11 protein-coding genes are annotated in these 15,966 nt (G+C 64.9%); 9 read left to right on the plus strand and 2 right to left on the minus strand.

Going from position 1 to position 15,966, the window contains the following annotated elements:
• Positions 1 to 71 precede the first annotated feature (71 nt).
• From IQ35_RS00620 to ligD, 7 genes are all read left to right on the plus strand, one after another.
• A complete protein-coding gene (locus IQ35_RS00620) occupies positions 72 to 1,757 on the plus strand; it encodes a serine hydrolase domain-containing protein (protein WP_021246532.1) in 1,686 nt (561 codons plus the stop codon).
• Between the two features lie 18 nt (positions 1,758 to 1,775).
• Positions 1,776 to 4,487 carry a TonB-dependent receptor domain-containing protein gene (locus IQ35_RS00625; protein ID WP_021246531.1) on the plus strand — a complete coding sequence of 904 codons (2,712 nt, stop codon included), beginning with the start codon at positions 1,776 to 1,778 and terminating at the stop codon, positions 4,485 to 4,487.
• Positions 4,488 to 4,644: 157 nt separating this feature from the next.
• Entirely contained in the window at positions 4,645 to 5,310 is a 666-nt protein-coding gene (locus IQ35_RS00630) for a response regulator (RefSeq protein ID WP_145071855.1), read from the plus strand.
• Positions 5,311 to 5,313: 3 nt separating this feature from the next.
• On the plus strand, positions 5,314 to 6,828 hold the full coding sequence (locus tag IQ35_RS00635) for a sensor histidine kinase (RefSeq protein ID WP_021246529.1): 1,515 nt from the start codon (positions 5,314 to 5,316) through the stop codon (positions 6,826 to 6,828).
• Between the two features lie 94 nt (positions 6,829 to 6,922).
• Positions 6,923 to 8,326: a CapA family protein gene (locus IQ35_RS00640; RefSeq protein WP_242003261.1), complete on the plus strand. Its 1,404-nt coding sequence runs from the start codon at positions 6,923 to 6,925 to the stop codon at positions 8,324 to 8,326.
• A gap of 106 nt (positions 8,327 to 8,432) precedes the next feature.
• On the plus strand, positions 8,433 to 8,912 hold the full coding sequence (locus IQ35_RS00645) for an MgtC/SapB family protein (protein ID WP_031292008.1): 480 nt from the start codon (positions 8,433 to 8,435) through the stop codon (positions 8,910 to 8,912).
• Entirely contained in the window at positions 8,912 to 11,413 is a 2,502-nt protein-coding gene (gene ligD / locus IQ35_RS00650; RefSeq protein ID WP_145071591.1) for a DNA ligase D, read from the plus strand. Before IQ35_RS00645 ends, ligD begins: the two co-directional genes overlap by 1 nt.
• Before the next feature lie 38 nt (positions 11,414 to 11,451).
• On the opposite strand, the gene proS is transcribed toward ligD, so the two are convergent.
• Both proS and phaR read right to left on the minus strand, forming a co-directional pair.
• Positions 11,452 to 12,978 (minus strand): proline--tRNA ligase, encoded by a 1,527-nt coding sequence (proS, locus tag IQ35_RS00655; RefSeq protein WP_031292007.1) that lies wholly within the window; start codon positions 12,976 to 12,978, stop codon positions 11,452 to 11,454.
• A 95-nt stretch (positions 12,979 to 13,073) separates the two neighbouring features.
• Entirely contained in the window at positions 13,074 to 13,640 is a 567-nt protein-coding gene (gene phaR, locus IQ35_RS00660; protein ID WP_145071593.1) for a polyhydroxyalkanoate synthesis repressor PhaR, read from the minus strand.
• Between phaR and IQ35_RS00665 the strand changes: the two genes are divergently transcribed.
• Positions 13,639 to 14,727 (plus strand): alpha/beta hydrolase, encoded by a 1,089-nt coding sequence (locus IQ35_RS00665; protein WP_242003262.1) that lies wholly within the window; start codon positions 13,639 to 13,641, stop codon positions 14,725 to 14,727. The genes phaR and IQ35_RS00665 overlap by 2 nt on opposite strands.
• A gap of 61 nt (positions 14,728 to 14,788) precedes the next feature.
• On the plus strand, positions 14,789 to 15,961 hold the full coding sequence (locus IQ35_RS00670; RefSeq protein WP_031292004.1) for an acetyl-CoA C-acetyltransferase: 1,173 nt from the start codon (positions 14,789 to 14,791) through the stop codon (positions 15,959 to 15,961).
• The last annotated feature ends 5 nt before the right edge of the window (positions 15,962 to 15,966 follow it).

A 15,966-nucleotide genomic window follows, 5' to 3' on the forward strand; every position in this document is an offset into this window, starting at 1 on the left:
TCGGCCTGCCGTTGGATCGCCTCCGCCGCAAATCCGACTTAGGGGCGGCGGGCGCAAATCGGAGGAAACGGGTGCGCGATGCTATACGACGAATAGCGGGGCTGCCAGTCGCCGTCACGCTTGGCATCGCCGCTCTTGGCGTAAACCCCGCGTGGGCGGCCGATGCGCCGCTTGACCGGCTGGACGCGATCTTCGCACGCTGGGCGGGCAAGGACACCCCCGGTTGCGCGGTGGCCGTATCGCGCGCCGGCCAGCCGGTCGCGATGCGCGCCTATGGCATGGCCGATCTGGAGCAGGGCATCCCGGCCACCGTCGATTCGATCTATGAAGCAGGGTCCGACTCCAAGCAGTTCACCGCCGCCGCGCTGCTGATGCTCGCGCGCGAAGGCAAGCTGTCGCTCGACGACGATGTGCGCGAATATCTCCCTGAGCTGCCCGATTACGGCGCGGTCATCACGCTGCGCGACATGCTGCACCATGTCAGCGGGCTGCGCGATTGGGGATCGATCGCCGCCATCGAAGGCTGGCCGCGCAACAGCCGCACCGCCGACAATCAGGACGTGCTCGATATGGTCGTGCGGCAGAAGGAACTGAACTTCGCGCCCCGCACGCATTATCTCTACAGCAACAGCAATTATAATCTGGCCGCGATCATCGTGGCGCGGGTCAGCGGCCAGTCGCTGGCCGCATTCACCCGTGATCGCATATTCGTGCCGCTGGGCATGACCCGCACGAGCTGGCGCGACGACCATCATCGCATCGTTGCCGGACGGACCGGAGCCTATGAGGCCTCGCCCCAGGGCTATCTCAACGAACAGGTGATCGAGGACGCATATGGCAACGGCGGACTGCTGACCACCGTTGGCGATCTCGTCAAATGGCAGACGGCGCTGGACAACGACTTTTTCGGCAAGGGTTTCGCCGCCGAGATGCAGCAGCCCGCCATGCTGAAGGACGGCACCAGGATCAGCTATGGCCTCGCGCTGGTGGCGGGCGACTACAAAGGTGTGTTCGAGGTCGGCCATTCCGGTTCGACCGGCGGCTATCGCGCATGGATGGCGCGCTATCCGGCGCAAAAACTGACGGTGTCGCTGCTGTGCAATAGCGGCGACGCGGACACGCCGGCACTGGGCCGGGATGTGGCGGATCTTTACCTCCCGACGCGCCCGGAAAAGCCTTACGCACCGCGCGGCCCTCTGCCGGAAGGCGTGTGGGCCGACCGGCTGACGGGCTTCCCCTATCGCTTTGCCGCGGACGGCAAGGGCGGGCTGACCGTCAATGGCCGCGCGCTCGCGCCGGTCGGCGCGGGACGCTGGCGGCTGCGCGAGGATGTGTTCGCCTTCAAGAGCGACACGCTCGTCCGTGAAGTCCGGGAGGGTGAGCGCCTGCCCGCCGACCTTGCCGCGCCGCCCGCCAATGACCTGACGCCCTATCTCGGCCGCTTCTGCGGCGTCGATAATCTTTCATGCATCACGGTCGCGGCCGATGGCGGGCGGCTGGTGTTCAGCGGACCGCGCTGGCGTGGGCAGGCGTTGGTGCCGGCCTATCGCGACGTATTCACCGGCGCCGCCGAGCCGGTCGCGCCAGAGCTGGTGCTGAAGTTCCAGCGCGACGCCGCCGGCCGCGTCGACACGCTGCGCGCCGGGGACGGCCGCGCCTTCGATTTTCTGTTCAACCGGGCCGGTCCGACCGCGCCCGTGCACAGCAAGCAACAAGATACCGGACCCGAAACCGCGGGCATTCCGGTCGACCGATAATCAAAAGGGGAAGTAGTCATGTCAATTCATTGTGATCGCCTGCGCCATGTCCTTCTAAGGGGCACCTCCGCCACCGCCGTCCTCCTGACCTCGCTCGCGGCGGGCGCCGCGCTGGCGCAGACCGCTCCGGCCACCGACGCCGCAGCCGACGCGGACGCGCAGCCCGAGATCATCGTCACCGGTTCGCGCATCGACAAGGCCGGGTTCGACGCACCGACCCCCACCACGGTGGTCAGCGACGTCGACCTGCGCATGGGCGCGCGTCCCAGCATTGCGCAGGCGCTCAACGACCTGCCGCAATTCCGTGCGACCCAGACCCCGGTCAGCACGGTCGCCAATACCAATTCCTCGTCCTCGGCGATGGACCTGCGCGGGCTTGGCGTGACGCGCACGCTGACGCTGCTCAACAACCGCCGCTTCACCGGCTCGGCCGACCTGAACACGATTCCGCAGAACATGATCAAGCGAGTCGAGGTCGTCACCGGCGGCGCCAGCGCGGCCTGGGGTTCGGGCGCGGTCGGCGGCGTGGTCAACCTGATCCTCGACGACAAGCTCGAAGGGCTGACGGTCGGCGGGCAGACCGGCATCTCCTCGCGCGGGGACGGCCACCGCTACAGCTTCGACGGTTCGTTCGGCACCAGCTTCGCCGGAGGGCGCGGCCACTTCATGATCGGCGGCGAATATCAGCAGGATATGGGCATCTTCGATCGCTTCTCGCGTCCGAATGTGGGCAGCACCGACCTGTTTTCGCCGGTCGGCGGCGTCAACGGGCATAAGCTGATCCTGTCGCGCGATGTTTTCTATTCCAATTTCGGCACCAACGGCCTGATCACCTCGGGCGACCTGGCGGGCCAGACCTTCAATGCCGATGGTTCGCTGCGTCCGTTCCAATTCGGTCAGGTGAGCGGCAGCTCCATGGTCGGCGGCGAGGGTGTGTCGTCGAACAGCGAGCATACGCTGACCAACCCCTACCAGCGCTACAATAGCTATGCGCGCCTCAGCTATGAAGTCGGGCAGGCGACCTTCTGGGCCGACGCCGCGGTGAGCCGCATCTGGGCGAAATATCCCTTCTATGCGGAAACCGGCACCTACACGCTGTCGGCTACTAATCCGTTCCTGACCCAGGGCGTGCAGAACCAACTCGCCGCAGCCGGGGAAACGGAAATCACGGTCGGCCGCGTGTTCGAGGATTACGGCATGCGCACCTTCGGGTTCAGCCGCCGCAACATCGAAGGCGCGATCGGCGTCGACGGCGTGATCGGCGACGGCAACTGGAAGTACAGCGCCTATTATTCCCATGGCGAACTGAAAAATTCCCAGAGCTACGACAACCAGATCACCCGCACGAACCTTGCCAACGCGCTGGATGCGGTGCGCGACGGCAATAACAACATCGTCTGCGCCATTGCGCTCACCGATCCCGGCACCGCGTGCCGTCCACTCAACATCTTCGGCGAAGGCGCAGCCGATCCGGCGGCGGTGAACTATGTGTTCGGCAACCAGGCGCATGTCGCCTACACGACCAAGCTGGACTCGACCGGCGTCAGCCTGCGCGGTGATGCCTTCGACACCTGGGCCGGTCCGGTTTCGGTGGCCATCGGCGGCGAGGCGCGCTGGGAAAGCATCTCGACCAGCAACCTTGATCCGGTGTCGGCGGCGAGCGGCTTCAGCCGCTTCAACTTCTCGCCGCTCAACGGTGGGTTCAACGTGCAGGAAGGCTTCGCCGAAGTGGCCGTGCCGCTGCTCGACCAGCCGTTCAGCAAGCTCGACGTCAATGGCGCGGCGCGTTACAGCCACTACAGCACCAGCGGCGGCATCTGGTCATGGAAGCTGGGCCTGACGGACCGTATCTTCGACAATCTGCTGCTGCGCGTATCACGTTCACGCGACATCCGTTCAGGCAGCCTGACGGAACTGTACACCACGGTCGCCACCAGCTTCTTCTCGGTCGCGGAGGGTGGCAATACCTACAACGTCACCCGCTATGCGGGCGGCAACCCGAACCTGCGGCCGGAAATCGGCAGCACGCTGACGCTGGGCGCGGTGTTCACGCCGACCTTCGTGCCGGGCCTGAACCTCTCGGTCGATTATTACCAGATCAAGATCCGGGATGCGATCGTGTCGCTCGGCGCGCAGGATATCATCAGCGGCTGCGATCAGGGCCGGGGCAATCCCACGCTGTGCGCCCAGATCGTCCGCGATACCAACGGTGCGCCGACCACGATCTATTCGACCTACATCAATCTGGCGCACTACAAGACGCGCGGGATCGACATGGAAGCGTCCTACACCCTGCCGCTGGACCGCATCGGCAACCTGCCCGGCTCGCTGCGCTTCCGCGCCCTGGCGACCTATGTTCCCAAGGTCGAGATCGACAACGGCGTGACGGTCATGGACCGCGCCGGCGACGTCGGCGACGGCGTCAACTTCGGCACGCCCAAGTGGCGCGGCACGGGTTCGATCACCTACACGAACAGCGACTTCTCCATCGACGCGCGCGTGCGTTATGTCGGCGGCGGCAATTATGACCACCTGCTCGACCTTGCCAACAACAAGATCGGCAGCCGCACCTATGTCGATCTTGGCGGTCAGGCGACGATCGGCGGGCTGACCCTGTTCGCCAGCGTCAACAACCTGTTCGACCGCAAGCCGCCGCTCACCACCTATGGCTCGATCTTCTACGATGCGATCGGCCGTTACATGAATGTCGGCGCGAAGGTTCACTTCTGATCCAGCGTCGCACAGGGCGCTGAAAAGGGACAGGGGGGCGATCGCACGGCGGTCGCCCCCTTTTTCATTTTCAATGCGCCGTTCCACTTGACGTGGCTGGCGGGAGTGCGAGGAAGTTCCGGAAAGAATTGGACGCATGCAACCGAAGGAAAGCGGGATGCGCATCATGCTGGTGGAGGACGACGCCGCGCTCGCCCGCGGGATCGCATCCTCCCTTGGGTCCGAGGGATGCTCGGTCGATATTGTCGGCAGCGGCGAGGATGCGCTGCTGATCGCGCCGAGCGAGCCTTATGCCGCGATCATTCTCGACCTTGGCCTGCCGGACCTCGATGGGATCGAGCTGCTGCGCCGCCTGCGCCAGTCGCGAGTGAAGACACCGATCCTGATCCTGACCGCCCGCGACCGGATCGACGACCGCGTCACGGGCCTCGATCACGGCGCCGACGATTACATGGTCAAGCCCTTCGACCCGCGCGAACTGCATTCCCGCGTCCGCGCCTTGATGCGCCGGGCGCACGGCACGCCGGCCCCGGTGCTGAAGCTCGGCGCGCTGGAATTCGACCGTTCCAGCCGCACCGTGCTGCTGGAGGGCGTGGTCGTGCCGTTGCGCGCGCGGGAGCTGGCCGTGCTGGAGATGCTGATGACCCAGCCAGGCAGGCTGGTGGGCAAGGAGCGGCTTTCCGCTTCGGTGTTCAGCTTCGACGACAATGTCGGGATCAACGCGCTGGAGGTCTATATCGGGCGGTTGCGCCGCAAGCTGGGCGACAAGGGGCCTGCGATCCGCACCGTGCGCGGGCTGGGCTATATGATCGAGGCCCACTGAACGATGGCGCACAGGCGCTACAAGTCGCTTCAGACCCGGCTGATCGCGGCCGTGATGCTGCCGGTGGCGCTGCTCGTCGCGCTTTTGACCGGCATCGCCGGCTGGGTGGTGAGCAACACCGAAGCCGAAACGCTCGATCGCGTGCTGGTCGGATCGGTGCGCACGCTCAGCCTCGCCTTCGGTCAGCCGCCCGCCGTGCGGGAGAAGATCGCCCCCATCGTCATTCACCTGCTGGAGCGCCGCGCCCGGCCTGTGGTCAACTTCAGCGTCTATCGGGGGAATAAGGTGCTGATGGGCGATCCGGACCTGCGCCCGCCCCCCGATTATCGCCTGGACGACGATGGCGTGATCGATCGGCATCCGCCGACCGAGTTTCCCAAGCAGGCGCGCGGCACCCCCATGGTGCGCGGCTATGTCCACGCGCAAGATGCCGCCAGTGTGACGCAGGCCGCCTATCTGCGCAACGGAACCCTGCACGGCCGGCCGGCGAGGATAGCGACCGAAATTCGCCGGCTGGACGGCGGCCCCGATCTGGTGGCGATCCAGATCGCCGATTATGTCGACGACCAGCAAGCCTATACCCGCCGTTACGCGCTCCAGATCGCGGGGGAAGGCGCGGCGACGCTGATCGTCGCGGTGCTGCTGATCTGGCTGGCGATCGGCTGGGGCCTGCGGCCCTTCGCCGCGCTGACCCGGCAGGTCGGCGCGGCGCAGACCGATCCGTCACCGCAATTCCGCCTCCATCTCCAGCCCGACATGCCGCGCGAGGCGGTGCCGTTCGTCGAATCCTTCAACGGGCTGATGACGAGGCTGGAGAAGATCAACGCATCGCTCCGCCAGTTCACCTCCAATGCGTCGCACCAGATGCGCACGCCGCTGGCGGTGGCGCGCGTGCATCTTGACGTGCTGCGCCGCGCGGGTCCTCATACGCCCGATGCGCGCGCGGCTATGCGCGACATCACCCTTGCCGTGGAGACGCTGGAACGGCTGCTGTTCCAACTCATCGCACTGGCGCGCACCGATGAACAGCAGAGCCTGCCGGCCCAGTCGTTTGACCTCACTGCGCTCGCTGGCCGCGTGACGGCCGAACATGCCGCGCGGAGTGAGAATGACAGCGTCGACATAGTGTTCGAGGCGAAGGCTCCGCTCGCCGCGCTGGGCGACCCGGCGCTGGCGGCAGAGCTGGCCAGCAATCTGGTCGATAATGCGATACGCTACAACCGCACGGGCGGCACCGTTCGCGTGATCGTGGAGCGCGCGGAAAAGGGCGTGCGGCTGATCGTGGAAGACGATGGGCCGGGCATTCCCGAAGCCGAGCGCGAAAAGGTGTGGGACCGTTTTTATCGCGTCCCTCGGGAAAATGCGCCGCCCGGCAGCGGGCTTGGCCTGCCGATCGTCCGCGCGCTGGCCGAGCGGATCGGCGCGCATGTCGCGCTGGCGGATGGAACGGGCGGCAGCGGCCTGCGCGCGATCGTCGATTTCCCGGCGCCGAAGAATGACCCGGACCGCCGATCATGACAGGTTGATGACAGCGAGACATTCTAGTCCTCTGCCCAAATTCGGCACGGTTTGAACGGGAGAATGGCAGATGGGGGCTGGACGCATCGGATGGATGGCAAGATCGCGCTGCGCGACGCTTGCGATAGTGGCGGTGATGGCGGGCCTTGCAGCGCCGGCTGCGGCGAATGAGCGCGAGCCGCTTGCCATCACCCCCGTTCCCAGCACGCCGGTCGCCGGGGCGTTCACTCTCGCCGCGGTCGGCGACCTGATCTATCTCAGGCCCATGCTGGCGACGATGGAACGCAAGTCGCCGGAGATGCTGCGCATTCTGCGCCGCGCCGACGTCACTTACGGCAATTTCGAGGAAGTCGTGTTCGACCTCTCCACCTTCAAGGGCGCGCCGCAGGCCGAATCCGGCGGCACATGGATGCTCGGCGATCCCAAGGTGGTCGACGATCTCGTCTCGATGGGATTCGACCTCGTCAGCACCGCGAACAACCATGCGACCGACTGGGGCGTGGAGGGCATGCTGGAAACGATCCGGCGGCTCGACGCGGCAAAACTGGTCAATGCCGGGACGGGCCGCACCATGTCGGAAGCGCGCGCGCCGCATTATCTCGACGCGCCGCCGGGCCGGATCGGATTGGTGGCCGCTACCTCCACCTTCACGCCGATGACGCCGGCCTCCGACCCGCTGGGCATGGTGCCGGGACGGCCGGGCGCGAACGTGATCCGCACGCGCGAGATCGGGCTGGTGTCCGACGCGGATCTCGCGGTGCTGGGAAGGCTGGCGGGCGCGAAGCCCGGTTCCCCGGTGACACTGGGCGAACGCACCTATCGCGCCACCCCCTCACCCCAGCAGCCGCTGACGATCGAATATGAGCCGAACGGCAAGGACGAGACCGCCAATCTGCGCTCGATCCGGCAAGCGAAACAGAACGGCAATTTCGTCATCTTTTCCTTCCACAATCACGAACCGAACGAGGAAACGCAGCAGCCACCCGCCTTCACGGTCGATTTCGCCCGCCGTGCGATAGACGAGGGCGCGGACGCCTTCATCGCGCATGGCCCGCACCAGTTGCGCGGGATCGAGATCTACAAGGGACGGCCGATCTTCTATTCGCTCGGCAACTTTGCGATGATGAACAACTCGCTCGATCACCTCCCGGCGGACATGTACGACCAGTTCGGCATCGACCCGGCGAAGGTGACGGCGCCGGAGTTCCTTCAGGCGCGCGGCGCGGCGATCTTCGCTGACCCGAACCTGTATGAATCGGTGATCGCGGAGAGCCGCTTCATCGACGGTCAGATTGCGGAAATCCGACTGTATCCCGTTGACCTGGGCGTGACGGCGAAGGGGGCGGAGCGCGGCGTCCCGCATCTTGCCGATGCGGCGGTCGGCGCGCGCATCCTCGAACGCCTCGCACGGCTGTCAGCGCCGTTCGGAACGAACATCGCGATCGAAAAGGGCATAGGCGTCATCCGCCTCGCGGCGCGCCAACGCCCCAGCCCCTGATCGAAGCCGCATTGAAGGAGATCGAGGGAACTTCTCCTCCACATGCGCGCTGTGTCCGGGGAGGGTTTCCGATGGCGCGTGCATATTGGCGAGGCAGGAGCGAACCATGGAGCTGAACGCGCCTACGCCCTTGCATCTGGTGGATGGACCGATCCTGGCGCGGCTCGGCGTGGCGGCGGGTTTAGGGCTGCTTCTTGGCCTGGATCGGGAATTGCGGGGACACCCCGCCGGGATGCGCACCCATGGCATCATCTGCTTCACCTGCGCCCTGATGACGATCAGCGCGATCACGCTGCATAGACAGTTGCGGGGCGAGGGCAATATCGATCCCCTGCGCGTGTTCGAAGCCTCCGCCGCCTTCACCGGCATTATCGCGGCGGGCCTGATCGTGTTCAACAAAGGGGAAATCCACAATCTGACGACCGCGGCCCATATATGGCTGGCGGGGATGATCGGCATTGCCTGTGGGGCGGCGCAATGGCCGCTCGTGATCAGCGCGGCGATCGTCGCCGTCCTGATGCTGACGGCATTGCGCGTCGTCGAAACGCGCTGGCTAGACCCCCGTAAGCGGGACAGGGAAGACTGATGGGCACGCGCGACGCCCTCGCCTCCTACAACGCCAAGCGCGACTTCACGCGCACCCGCGAGCCGAAGGGCGAAATGCGGACGAAGGGCGGCAACGGCTTTGTCGTGCAGAAGCACGAGGCCACCCGCCTTCACTGGGACTTCCGGCTGGAGATGGACGGCGTGCTCAAGAGCTGGGCCGTGACCAAGGGTCCCAGCCTCGATCCCGCCGACCGGCGGCTGGCGGTGCGGACGGAGGATCACCCGATCAGCTATGGCGATTTCGAGGGCACTATTCCCAAGGGGGAATATGGCGGCGGCACGGTGATGCTGTGGGACCGGGGCACATGGGAGCCGGTTGCGGGCAAGGACGCGGATCTGAAGGACGGCCATCTCCATTTCGTGCTGCATGGCGAGCGCATGAAGGGCGAATGGCTGCTTGTCCGCATGAAGGGAAGGCCCGGCGAAAAGCGGGAGAACTGGCTGCTCCGCAAGATCGAGGACAAGGAGGCCGACACGGGCGCCCCGCTGGTCGACCGCGCGTTGACCAGCGTTCTTACCGGCCGGTCCATGGCGGAAATCGCGGCGGACCGGGCGGGAACGCAATCCCTTGCGGGAAGCAAGGGCAAGGATTTCGCCCAAAAGATGCAGGCGGCGCGCGATCACAATGCGCAGGTGAAGCCCAGGGGCCGCAAGGGAAGCGGTTCGCTGCCTCGCTTCTCCCCGCCGCAACTCGCAACCCTGGTGGACAGCGTGCCCACCGGCAACGACTGGCTGCATGAGATAAAGTTCGATGGCTATCGCGCGCTGATCGCGGCCGCGGGAAAGCAGGTGAAGGTCTTCACGCGCAGCGGCCTGGACTGGAGCGACAAATTCATCCCCCTGACCCGCGGCATCGCCGCGCTCGACCTCCCGCCGGCCTTGATCGATGGGGAGATCGTGGCTTTCGGCGCGGACGGCAATCCGAGCTTCTCCGCGCTTCAGGCCGTGCTGAAACGCGGTCACGGCGCGCAGAGGGAAGAAACGCCGTTCAGCTTCTTCGCCTTCGACCTGTTGGCGCTGGACGGCATGGACCTGAAACCCTTGGGGACGATCGAGCGCAAGGAGCGGCTGGAAGCACTGCTGCATGATGCAAGGCCACCCGTTCATGTCGCCGACCATGTCATCGGCGCGGGCGAAACGCTCTATCGTTCGATGTGCGATGCCGGGCAGGAAGGCATTATTTCCAAGCGGGTCGACGCCCCTTATCGCGGCACGCGGACGAAAAGCTGGGTGAAGGTCAAATGCACGCGGCGACAGGAGTTCGTCATTGTCGGCTGGGGCGCGAGCAGCGCGAAGGGACGCCCCTTCCGCTCCCTGTTCCTGGCGCAGCATGAAGGTCGCAAGCTGGTCTTCAAAGGCAAGGTCGGCACCGGTTTCGATGCAACGGCGATGGATGATCTGGCCAGGGCGATGTCTCCGCTTGCAAGGGACAAGGCCCCGGTCGAGATCAACAGGGCGGAAGCGCGGGGCGCGCATTGGATCGAACCCCGGTTGGTGGCCGAGGTCGCCTTTTCCGAATTCACCGCCGACGGGCGCATCCGCCATGGCAGCTTCCTGGGCCTGCGCGCCGACAAGAAGGCCGGGACCGTAAAGCCCGAGAAGAGCGAACCCGCCCCCGTCAGCAAAAGCAGCATCAGGATCAGCAACCCCGACCGCGTCCTGTTCCCCGAAAGCGGCCAGACCAAGGGCGAACTGGCGGATTACTATGCGCGCATCGCCCCGCTCATGCTTCCCTTTGCGGCGAATCGTCCCATCAGCCTCGTCCGCTGCCCTCAGGGACGAGCGAAAAAATGCTTCTTCCAGAAGCATGACAGCGGCGCCTTCGGCGAGCATGTGCGGCAGGTGCCGATCCGGGAAAAGGACGGGAGCAGCGAAGACTATATCTACATCGAGGATGCCGACGGCCTGCTCGCCTGCGTGCAGATGGGGACCATCGAGTTCCATGGCTGGGCCAGCCGCGCCGATGCGGTGGAAAAGCCCGAACGGATGATCTTCGACCTCGATCCCGACGAGGGGCTGGATTTCGGGGAAGTGAAGCGTGCGGCCCGCGATATCCGCGACCGGTTGAGCGATATAGGGCTGATGTCCTTCGCGATGCTGTCCGGGGGCAAGGGCGTGCATGTGGTCGTTCCGCTCACGCCCGGCCATGACTGGGACACGCACAAGGATTTCGCGTCCCGCTTCGCGCAAGCGCTAAGCCTGGCGGAACCGGAGCGCTTCGTCGCGACGATGAGCAAGGCCAAGCGCAAGGGACGAATTTTCATCGATTGGCTGCGCAATCAGCGGGGGAGCACGGCCATCCTCCCCTATTCCGCCCGGGCGCGGGCGCAAGCGCCCGTCGCGGCGCCTGTCGATTGGGAAGAACTGGAAAGCGTGGAAAATGCCCATCCCTTCACGATCGAGGATGCCGACCGCCTGATCGAGCGTGCGTCGAAACTCAAAGGCTGGGGCTTTGCCGCCCAGAAACTGCCGGCGATATAAAGCATCTTCGCGTCAGGGGACTCAATCTGATGCGCCGCTTAATAAGAGCGCCCCACCAGAACCCGTTCCACCGCGGCTTGCCCGGTAAAGATGCACGCCCCGTCCGCGGCTTCCACATCCAGGGGAATGTTGCGGAGGGTCAGCTTTTCCCCCTTCAGCCATTCCACGACCTTATCAAGCGCCGCGCCCGTGGGCTTGCTCCACTGCACCAGCGCCCAGCCCGGCTTTGAACTGGCTGCGAAAAGGGACTTGAGATCATCCAGGGACGCAATCGTCCGGTCGATATTGTCGTGCAGCCGGGCATGTGCCTGCTCGAAAAGCGCCTGCTGGACGCCCTCCAGCATTGTCGTGGCCTGCGCGAGGAAATCGTCCTTGGCAATGATCCGACTATCGAGCTTTCCATCCTCGCGATAGAGCCGGTCGCGCCGCAATACCGATACATTCCCCCCGGCGACATCGCGGCCGCCGACCTCGATCACGATCGGCGCGCCCTTCTTGATCCAGCCCCAGCGCTTGTTGGCCGCCTTTGCAGGCCGCCTGTCGAGCAGCGCGCGGACCGGCTCGCGGAACACGTCCTGTCCGTTCAGCGCGCCGACCAGCGCCGAGCAATAGTCGAGAATGGCGGCATCCTCCTCCGTGTCGCGCAGCATCGGCACCACGACGATCTGGTGAGGCGCGACACGCGGAGGGACACGCAGGCCATCGTCGTCGCCATGCACCATGATGAGTCCGCCGATCATGCGCGTAGACATGCCCCAGCTTGTCGTCTGCGCCAGTTCCTGCTGCCCTTCGGCGTTCTGGAACTTGATGTTCTGCGCCCGGCTGAAGGTCGTGCCCAGGAAATGCGACGTGCCGGCCTGAAGCGCCTTCCCGTCCTGCATCATCGCTTCGATGGAATAAGTCGCGACCGCGCCGGGAAAGCGCTCATTCTCCGGCTTTTCGCCCGCGATGACCGGAAGCGCGACACATTCCTCGGCAAAGCTGCGGTAGACTTCCAGCATCTTCATCGTCTCGTCCATCGCTTCATCGACGGTGGCATGGGCGGTATGTCCTTCCTGCCAAAGGAACTCGCTGGTGCGCAGGAACATGCGCGTCCGCATTTCCCAACGCACGACATTGGCCCATTGGTTGATGAGCACGGGCAGGTCGCGCCAGCTCTGCACCCAGCGGGAAAAGGCCGCGCCGATCACGGTTTCGGACGTCGGACGCACCACCAGCGGCTCTTCCAGCTTCGCTTCGGGGTCCGGCACCAGCTTGCCGTCCTTCTGGATCAGGCGGTGATGGGTGACGACAGCCATTTCCTTGGCGAAGCCGTCCACATGTTCCGCTTCCTTCTCGAAATAGGAAAGCGGAATGAACAGCGGGAAATAGCAGTTTTCGTGGCCCGTCGCCTTGATCCGGTCGTCCAGCAGCTTCTGGATGCGTTCCCAGATTCCATAACCCCACGGGCGGATGACCATGCAGCCGCGCACGCCGCTTTCCTCGGCCATGTCGGCTTCGGATATGACCGCCTGATACCAGGCGGCGAAATCCTGTTCACGGGTTACGGAAAGGGCGTGTTTCACGGGGTCGACCTTAGGCTGCCTGAGTGCGGATGATGGCGCGCCATAGGGCACGCGCACGGCCTCTGTCGACCCCCGAAGCGAGCGGGCGGGACTCTTTAGCCCAGCTTGTCGATCTTGGCGTTGAGCGCCGCCAGCTGCGCCTTGAGGTCGGCGATCTCGTCATCCTTGCTTTCGTCGGATCGCGCAGGCTCCGCCGCCGCCGGCGAAGCGACGCTCCCGCCAAAGGCGCTGGCCGCGGCCTCGAACATCTGCATGTTCCGCTTGGCGATCTCCGCGAAGGGGCCGCCGCCGAAAGCGCCTTTCATCGCTTCCCGGAATTGCTGCTGGTTCTTGCGGAACGCATCCATGGACGCCTCCAGATATTGCGGCACCATCGACTGCATGGAATCGCCATACATCGCGATCAACTGGCGCAGGAAGTTGACGGGCAGCATGTTCTTGCCGCGCTGCTCTTCCTCCATGATGATCTGGGTCAGGACATTGTGCGTGATGTCTTCGCCGGTCTTTGCATCGACCACCACGAACTCGCGCCCCTCGCGAGTCATCTGCGACAACAGATCGAGCGTGATATAGCTCGATGTTTCCGTATTATAGAGCCGCCGGTTAGCATATTTCTTGATAATCACCGGCTCGGATTCGTTTGCCGTCTTGGACTTCGCCATGGACATCTCTCCCACACCTGCTCATTCCGCATTAGCACAAGCCAATGCCGCGCCGCAACATGGCCCCCGCCCCTTGCCGCTTTTCCTGGATATTTTATGGCGGGAAACAGAGGGCGACCCGGAATTGCGCCGCCGCGCTTTTGAAGGCCTGAAAAAATATCAGTGGGCGGAGCGGCCCGACCCGCCCCCTTCCGCCCCCGTTTTTGCTGCGGCGGGAAACGCCCGATTGCTGCGTTACGGCAAGGCGAGCGGGCGTAATCCCGTCGTCTTCGTGCCATCGCTCATCAATCCGCCCACCGTGCTCGACCTATCGGAAAGCCGATCGATGCTGCGCCACATGGCCGCACAAGGACATGACGCCTATCTGGTCGACTGGGGAACGCCTGCGGCAGAAGATTCGACGCTCGGCCTGGACGGCCATGTAGCGGAGCGACTGGTTCCGATGCTGGCGGCGCTCCCCGCTCCCCCGCTCCTCGTCGGCTATTGCCTTGGAGGCAGCCTGGCGCTGGGCGCGGCTATGCTGCACCCGGTGCGGGCCATCGCAACCATCGCCGCCCCCTGGCATTTCGATGGTTTCCCGCAAGCCGACCTCGATCAGATCATCGGCCTATGGAGGGGCGCGAAGGCGACATGCCAGCGTCTTGGCTATGTTCCGATGGAAGTTCTTCAATCGGGTTTCTGGGCCCTCGATCCCGCGCGAACCATCCGGAAATTCGCGGCCTTTGCCGACACGCCGCACGGAACGGACGATGAGCGCGCCTTCCTCGCGGTGGAAGATTGGGCGAATGGCGGCGCGCACTTGACCTTTGCCGCGGGACGCGACCTCTTCGAGGCATTCTATCACGGGAATATCAGCGGATCGGGGAAATGGACGGTGCGGGGCCGCGCCGTGCAGATCGAATCCCTGCGCTGTCCCGGCTTGTCCATTCGTTCCGCCACGGACCGGATCGTTCCGGCGGCCGCCGCGCCAAGGCTTGCGGAAGGCCGGACCCTGCAAATGGGGCATGTGGGGATGATCGTAGGGCGTCGGGCACCGGACCTGCTATGGAATCCTTTATCCCGGTGGCTTTCGGGACATGGCGGATAATGATATGCGGACGCGCTAGGGGCCGATCGGCCTAAGGATTTCCCAATACAAGGATGTGAACGTGTCAGACATCGTCATCACCGCAGCCAAGCGAACCGCCGTCGGGAGTTTCCTGGGCGCGTATGCCAACACGCCCGCGCACGAACTGGGCAGGACGGCAATCGTCGCCGCCCTGGCGCAGGCGGGTGTCTCGCCCGGAGACGTGGACGAAGTCATACTGGGCCAGATACTGACTGCCGGACAAGGACAGAATCCCGCCCGGCAGGCGGCGGTCAACGCTGGTATTCCGGTCGAACGGACCGCCATCGGGCTTAATCAGCTTTGCGGTTCGGGCCTGCGCGCCGTGGCGCTGGCGGCGCAGGCGATCAAGGCCGGCGACGCCCGCATCATGATCGCGGGCGGTCAGGAAAATATGTCCATGGCGCCTCATGCGCAAAATCTGCGCAACGGCGTCAAGATGGGCGCCTTGTCGCTGGTCGATACCATGATCCTCGACGGCCTGACCGACGCGTTCCACAATTACCATATGGGCGTAACCGCTGAAAACCTGGCCGAAAAATACCAGATTTCCCGCGATGCGCAGGATCAGTTCGCCGTCGCGAGCCAGAACAAGGCGGAGGCCGCGCGCGCAGCCGGTCGCTTCAAGGACGAAATCGCGCCCGTCACGATCAAGGGCCGCAAAGGCGATGTGGTGGTCGACAGCGACGAATATATCCGCACCGGCGCGACGCTGGAGGCGATGCAGGCATTGAAGCCCGCCTTCAAGAAGGACGGCACCGTCACCGCCGGCAACGCCAGCGGCATCAACGACGGCGCAGCGGCATTGGTCGTCATGAGCGGGACGGAAGCAGCCAGGCGCACTGCGCCGGTGCTGGGACGCATCGCCTCCTTCGCCACCTGCGGCGTGGACCCGGCGATCATGGGCATAGGCCCCGCCCCGGCCACCCGCATCGCGCTGGAGAAGGCCGGCTGGTCGCTGGACGACATCGATCTGATCGAGGCCAATGAGGCTTTCGCCGCTCAGTCCCTGGCCGTGGGACAGGAGCTGGGCTGGGATCCGGCGAAGGTGAACGTCAATGGCGGGGCCATCGCCCTCGGCCACCCGATAGGCGCTTCCGGCGCGCGCGTGCTCACCACGCTGCTTTATGAAATGCAGAAGCGCGACGCCAAAAAGGGTCTGGCAACATTGTGTGTCGGCGGCGGCATGGGCGTCGCCATGTGCATCGAGCGCTGATTTTT

The organism is Sphingobium wenxiniae (genome assembly GCF_007830065.1).
In the GTDB taxonomy this organism is placed as follows: domain Bacteria; phylum Pseudomonadota; class Alphaproteobacteria; order Sphingomonadales; family Sphingomonadaceae; genus Sphingobium; species Sphingobium wenxiniae.

What these genes read in the sequence shown, in the direction of transcription:
- IQ35_RS00625 (WP_021246531.1), top strand. Translation starts at nt 1,776, where the DNA reads ATGTCAATTCATTGTGATCGCCTGCGCCATGTCCTTCTAAGGGGCACC.
- IQ35_RS00630 (WP_145071855.1), top strand. Translation starts at nt 4,645, where the DNA reads ATGCGCATCATGCTGGTGGAGGACGACGCCGCGCTCGCCCGCGGGATC.
- IQ35_RS00635 (WP_021246529.1), top strand. Translation starts at nt 5,314, where the DNA reads ATGGCGCACAGGCGCTACAAGTCGCTTCAGACCCGGCTGATCGCGGCC.
- IQ35_RS00640 (WP_242003261.1), top strand. Translation starts at nt 6,923, where the DNA reads ATGGCAAGATCGCGCTGCGCGACGCTTGCGATAGTGGCGGTGATGGCG.
- IQ35_RS00645 (WP_031292008.1), top strand. Translation starts at nt 8,433, where the DNA reads ATGGAGCTGAACGCGCCTACGCCCTTGCATCTGGTGGATGGACCGATC.
- ligD (WP_145071591.1), top strand. Translation starts at nt 8,912, where the DNA reads ATGGGCACGCGCGACGCCCTCGCCTCCTACAACGCCAAGCGCGACTTC.
- IQ35_RS00665 (WP_242003262.1), top strand. Translation starts at nt 13,639, where the DNA reads ATGGACATCTCTCCCACACCTGCTCATTCCGCATTAGCACAAGCCAAT.
- phaR (WP_145071593.1), bottom strand. Translation starts at nt 13,640, where the DNA reads ATGGCGAAGTCCAAGACGGCAAACGAATCCGAGCCGGTGATTATCAAG.